The sequence below is a fragment of the Devosia sp. genome (genome assembly GCF_028290645.1).
Classification (GTDB): domain Bacteria; phylum Pseudomonadota; class Alphaproteobacteria; order Rhizobiales; family Devosiaceae; genus Devosia_A.
In genome coordinates, this window is sequence record NZ_JAQGJL010000200.1 from 1 (window position 1) to 4,198 (window position 4,198).

Annotated in this window: 8 protein-coding genes; 4 read left to right on the top strand and 4 right to left on the bottom strand. The window is 61.1% G+C overall.

The window, feature by feature from the left end:
• Together JWQ89_RS11390 and JWQ89_RS11395 are read left to right on the top strand one after the other, a co-directional pair.
• A partial coding sequence (locus JWQ89_RS11390) for a hypothetical protein (RefSeq protein ID WP_299641079.1) occupies positions 1-198 on the top strand: 198 nt, incomplete at its 5' end.
• Between the two features lie 236 nt (positions 199-434).
• On the top strand, positions 435-653 hold the full coding sequence (locus tag JWQ89_RS11395) for a hypothetical protein (protein WP_299641080.1): 219 nt from the start codon (positions 435-437) through the stop codon (positions 651-653).
• A gap of 142 nt (positions 654-795) precedes the next feature.
• Here the strand turns inward: JWQ89_RS11395 and JWQ89_RS11400 are convergent, their stop codons facing one another.
• From JWQ89_RS11400 to JWQ89_RS11415, 4 genes are all read right to left on the bottom strand, one after another.
• Entirely contained in the window at positions 796-1,017 is a 222-nt protein-coding gene (locus JWQ89_RS11400) for a hypothetical protein (protein WP_299641082.1), read from the bottom strand.
• A 126-nt stretch (positions 1,018-1,143) separates the two neighbouring features.
• Entirely contained in the window at positions 1,144-1,368 is a 225-nt protein-coding gene (locus JWQ89_RS11405) for a hypothetical protein (protein ID WP_299641083.1), read from the bottom strand.
• Entirely contained in the window at positions 1,359-1,610 is a 252-nt protein-coding gene (locus tag JWQ89_RS11410; protein WP_299641084.1) for a hypothetical protein, read from the bottom strand. The genes JWQ89_RS11405 and JWQ89_RS11410 overlap by 10 nt, the downstream gene beginning before the upstream one ends.
• A gap of 872 nt (positions 1,611-2,482) precedes the next feature.
• A complete protein-coding gene (locus tag JWQ89_RS11415; protein ID WP_299641086.1) occupies positions 2,483-2,866 on the bottom strand; it encodes a response regulator in 384 nt (127 codons plus the stop codon).
• Positions 2,867-3,195: 329 nt separating this feature from the next.
• Here JWQ89_RS11415 and JWQ89_RS11420 point away from each other — a divergent pair, with 329 nt between their 5' ends.
• Positions 3,196-3,756, top strand: a complete 561-nt coding sequence (locus JWQ89_RS11420; RefSeq protein ID WP_299641087.1) for an ester cyclase — start codon at positions 3,196-3,198, stop codon at positions 3,754-3,756.
• A gap of 33 nt (positions 3,757-3,789) precedes the next feature.
• Entirely contained in the window at positions 3,790-4,029 is a 240-nt protein-coding gene (locus JWQ89_RS11425) for a hypothetical protein (RefSeq protein ID WP_299641090.1), read from the top strand.
• Positions 4,030-4,198: the final 169 nt, after the last annotated feature.

The following is a 4,198-nucleotide window of genomic DNA, read 5'->3' on the forward strand; positions in this document are numbered from 1 at the left end:
AAAGGATGCCTCGACGTCATCGAGCCGACTGTGCTGCGGTTCGCCCTTGATAGCCGATCGAAACTCGCTGTGCCGATGACGGACTTCAGCCAGGAGGCCACCGCACTCGAGCCGAACCAAAGTACGATCCTCGTCGGAACTATAGCGGGATTCAGCACGACCCCTGAGGTATGCGGCCTTGTTGTTCCAGCCGTTTAGTGCCCCGACAAACGGCCGGAGCGTCTTGTTCGCGCGTCTTTTCTCAACTGACCGAATTGGGGAGTTGCGATGCTGCGTCGTTTCCGGTGTTTGCATGCCGGGAATCTACACCCGTCGAACCGGATCAACGATGAAAACCTGAGTTAGCCCGCGACTAACTCTGACTCCAACGCCTCTTAACGACTAAAGACCGCGCCCCGAGTCAAGGGCGCGGTTGCGGCGCCAAAGGGGACGCGATGCCTTACACCCTAACCTACCAGATGATCGTGGGAATAGGCACCCGCGAGTGCCTTTCTGCTGCCGAGGCTGTGGCTGATTATCGCGAAATTCAGAGCGCTGGCGGCGCGGTCATCGACATTCGTGACCACGCGGGGCGGTACTTGACGCTCGATGAACTGATCACAGTAAGCACGCCAGCGAAGCTGCCTAAGAGCCGGACTCAGTCGGACGCTTAGCCCCCCTGCGGCAGGCGATATAAGAATGAATGTCGCAGCGGACGTTTCGCGGGCCACCACGAGCCGCCCGCTGCTAGGACACCCCCCGTTGCGGTGGAGAGGGGTATCGTCAGGAAAACAAAGCTACGGCCAGAGCCTAGTGCTATTCCGTTCGAGAACCGGTTTTGCGCTTGCGGAACCGGAGCAGCAGATACCCGCCGCCAGCTGCGAGGAAGGCCAGGCCTTCCCCGGCAACCGGTCCCGGAGCCCCCACAGCGTAGCCGTTGCCGTTGGCGTTCGGATTCTTGTCCACCGGCACGGCCATAGCCGGAAGAGTCGTCAATGCCGTAATGGCACAGACAAGGATAGCCGCTCTGAGCGTCATCGTTACTCTCCTCTGTTGAGGGAGAGATTGTCGCTTTTCGGCAAAGGGTGGGTAATTGCCCATTCGAGCTAAAGCCCAAATCGAAGTAGCTCTCCGAACGGTCGAAGGGGCGCGGGACGGTCGCTGCTACCCGTGCTTGCGCACCAGCCAGGTGTTCCCTTCCACCGCGTGTGGCTGGTCCCCCTCGTCGAAGCCGAACCAGCCGAGCCAGTGATTGAACTCGGCTCGCTGCGCTGCCAGATCAGCGCTGGCAAAGGTCCATCGCGCTAGGGTCTTGCCCTCGTCGAGGAACTCGACCTTCGGCATGCCCGGAATTGGAAGCGCCTTCTCGCTGCCGAGCATCAGTGCCACGTGTCCGCGTCGCGCGGCTGCCGGCGGGCCATCTCGCGTTCGTAGATCTCGACGGCGATCGGGCTTTCGATAATTTCCAACAGGCGGTCGATGACTTCCTTCGGCAATATGCCGCTGTCCGGCGGCAGGTAGTCATAGAGCACGTCCGAGAGCATCACGACGACGTCGTCGGCTGATGCCGGCAAACGGCCGAGCCGTTCCACCGGGGACGGGTGGGGTTGAGCATCAGGCGCCTTGCGCATTTGGGGTCTCCTCGAGATGGACCTCGCGCGCGTCCTTGTCATCGCGCAGGCCCTTTGAACGATGGGTGGCGGAGGAGGCCATCGGGAGTGACCTCAGTGAATCAACTTCGGCGAGCAAGCGTGGTTGCACCCAGCGGGGCGGCGCGCCTCAACCTTGGGCATGCCGACGAACGCGGGCCGGATCGACGGCTTGCGCAATGGGAGGATGCGGCAAAGCCTTGAAGGCTGCGCAACAAAAATCCCGGCGCTCGTCAAGAGCCGCCGGGCGAGTGTGCTGAATCGGGATCGTCTTTTTAAAGGACCATTCCCAAAACCGGCCAAGCGCGGTTTGGTTCCCCGTTTGGCGTTCCACGCCCCTTCGACCATCGTCGGCATCGTCAAGCCGCCCCTATTCGGCGAGGCTCCCTCGCCCTGCCATGCGCCCCTAACGGTGGCGGGGCGGCGGGTGTCGTGGGGGTCACACTGCGGCACCCGCTTCCCCCTGCAGAAGAATAACTCGCCCTATCGGGGCCGAACATCCGACATGGACTGCAGCTGGTCGGCAAGCCGATGAAAGGCGGCCTCGATATCCTCGAACCGACTATGCGGGCGTTCGGCCTTGATGGCTAAACGGAACGCGTCGTGCCGATGGCGGATTTCCGCGAGCAATGCTCCGCATTCGAGGTGTGCCAGGTGTCGGTCTTGGTCCGTGCTGTAGATCGAATCGGATCGACCACGGATGCGCGTGACCTTGTTGTTCCAAGCCTTAAGCTCCATGAGGAATGGTTTCAGTGTCGCCTCGGCGCGCTTCCGTTCCTGGGACGCGACCTGCGGCTTTCGGCGGTGTGGTTCAAAGGTCGGCAGGTGTCCACCTCCATCTAGGTTGGTTGGGCTCACACCCATTGGTAGGAGGGATTCTCGGGAAAGAGGGCGGCCACCGCCGTAAGCAACTCTTCGTCACTGAACGGCTTCGCCATCACCTTGGCGTTGGGGAAGTGCTCGTAGACCTCTTCCAGGGTTGCTGCCGTACAGAAGATAAAGGGAATGCCGCGCTGTCCGAGCTTTGCCACGAGTCCCTCGGGCTCGGCGTGCTGCAGGCGGAAGTCAATCAAGGCGAGGTGCACCTTCTGGCTATCCAAAAGGGCGAACGCCTCGTCGGTATCGGTGACAATGGCCACGCGATAGCCGGCGTTGAGGAGCGGGGCCTCGATAACCGAGGCAATAAGATAGTTGGTCTCCACGACCATGGCCGTGCGGATGGTTGGTTGCTGTGTCATGTCTTCGCCAACGCAGCAGGACAATCCACCCGATGGTGGATTGGCAGGCTCAATGCGCTTCGCCAAAACGCCCGGATGCAGCGAGGTTATTGGTGCCCGCAGGGCATCTGCTCGTCCGGTGCTGACGTGGGCATTATAGCGCGGTCGATCAGGCGATGCACCCCAATAAGACATATGTCGCAAGCGGGGAAAGCCAGACGCATTTGGCGCAAGAGAGAACAAGCGGACAGCCCCCACATTGCGTAAACACCGCTCATTGTGGGGCGCTTCAGCCTCGAGATTTGGATGCGCTTAGTGTGCAGCGCCTCAATCCATAGAAAGGAAGTCCAATGAGCTTAGCAGGATTGCGCGGCGCGATTATCGTCCTCGCCACCTCGGCATTGCTTGCCGGCTCCTTGCCTGCCGTGGCAAGTCCGAAGACGGATGCGGAAGCGCTGGCCCGCTACAGGGAGGCCGAACGGATCGGCAAACAGCATCTGAAGACGTTCGATACGTTGGACTTCGATGTCTATTCCAACCAGAAGTGGGATCGGCTGAAGGAAAGCCACGCAGCCGACATTCTGGTGCATTACCCCGACGGGCATACGACGCGCGGGATTCCGGATCACATCAAGGAGCTGAAGGGCATCTTCACCTTCGCGCCGGACACCAACATAAAGACCCACCCCGTCCGGATTGAGTCAGGCGACTGGACGTCGGTCATCGGCTTTCTTGAAGGCACCTTTACCAAGCCGATGCAACTGCCGGGCGGCAAGGTCATCCCCCCGACCGGCAAACCGTTCAAGCTGACGATGAGCACCGTCGGCCACTGGAAGGACGGCGTCATGGATGAAGAATACCTGTTCTGGGACAATGCCAGCTTCATGAGCCAGATCGGCGTGGGCCAATAGATCCAGCGCGGCGGCGGCCGTCGTGTGCCGCCCATGCTGGCCACCGCCATGCACAACGGCTGGCGGCTGTTCGTGATCTGCGAGCGGCGCCACCAAGGGCTGAAGTCGGTGAAGCCGTGCAAGGGTGCGACCGAGATGGACCTGAGGACGCTGATCGCGGCGATCGGGCCCGAGGTCATGCTTGACGAGGTTGGGAAGAAAATCACCGCGCCATGCTGTGGGAGCGAGCACTTCCGGGTTAGCTGGCAGCTGCCGGATGGGACTGAGCGCTAGTTACTCCCATCGGACTTCTGACGCAAAGTGGCCATTGACGCTCTCAGCGTGCCGTTCTTTGTAGGGTCGATCGCGTCGGCCTGCTGAAGCGCCCATTTCGCCCACTCGGTCCTGCCTTCCTCGAGCTCCGCGCCAAGGCTCTCAATTGAGGCCACGAAGGAACGTATAG

Bases quoted from the DNA above. Each gene is read 5' to 3' on its own strand.
- JWQ89_RS11395 (WP_299641080.1), top strand. From the start codon at position 435: ATGCCTTACACCCTAACCTACCAGATGATCGTGGGAATAGGCACCCGC.
- JWQ89_RS11400 (WP_299641082.1), bottom strand. From the start codon at position 1,017: ATGACGCTCAGAGCGGCTATCCTTGTCTGTGCCATTACGGCATTGACG.
- JWQ89_RS11410 (WP_299641084.1), bottom strand. From the start codon at position 1,610: ATGCGCAAGGCGCCTGATGCTCAACCCCACCCGTCCCCGGTGGAACGG.
- JWQ89_RS11415 (WP_299641086.1), bottom strand. From the start codon at position 2,866: ATGACACAGCAACCAACCATCCGCACGGCCATGGTCGTGGAGACCAAC.
- JWQ89_RS11420 (WP_299641087.1), top strand. From the start codon at position 3,196: ATGAGCTTAGCAGGATTGCGCGGCGCGATTATCGTCCTCGCCACCTCG.
- JWQ89_RS11425 (WP_299641090.1), top strand. From the start codon at position 3,790: ATGCTGGCCACCGCCATGCACAACGGCTGGCGGCTGTTCGTGATCTGC.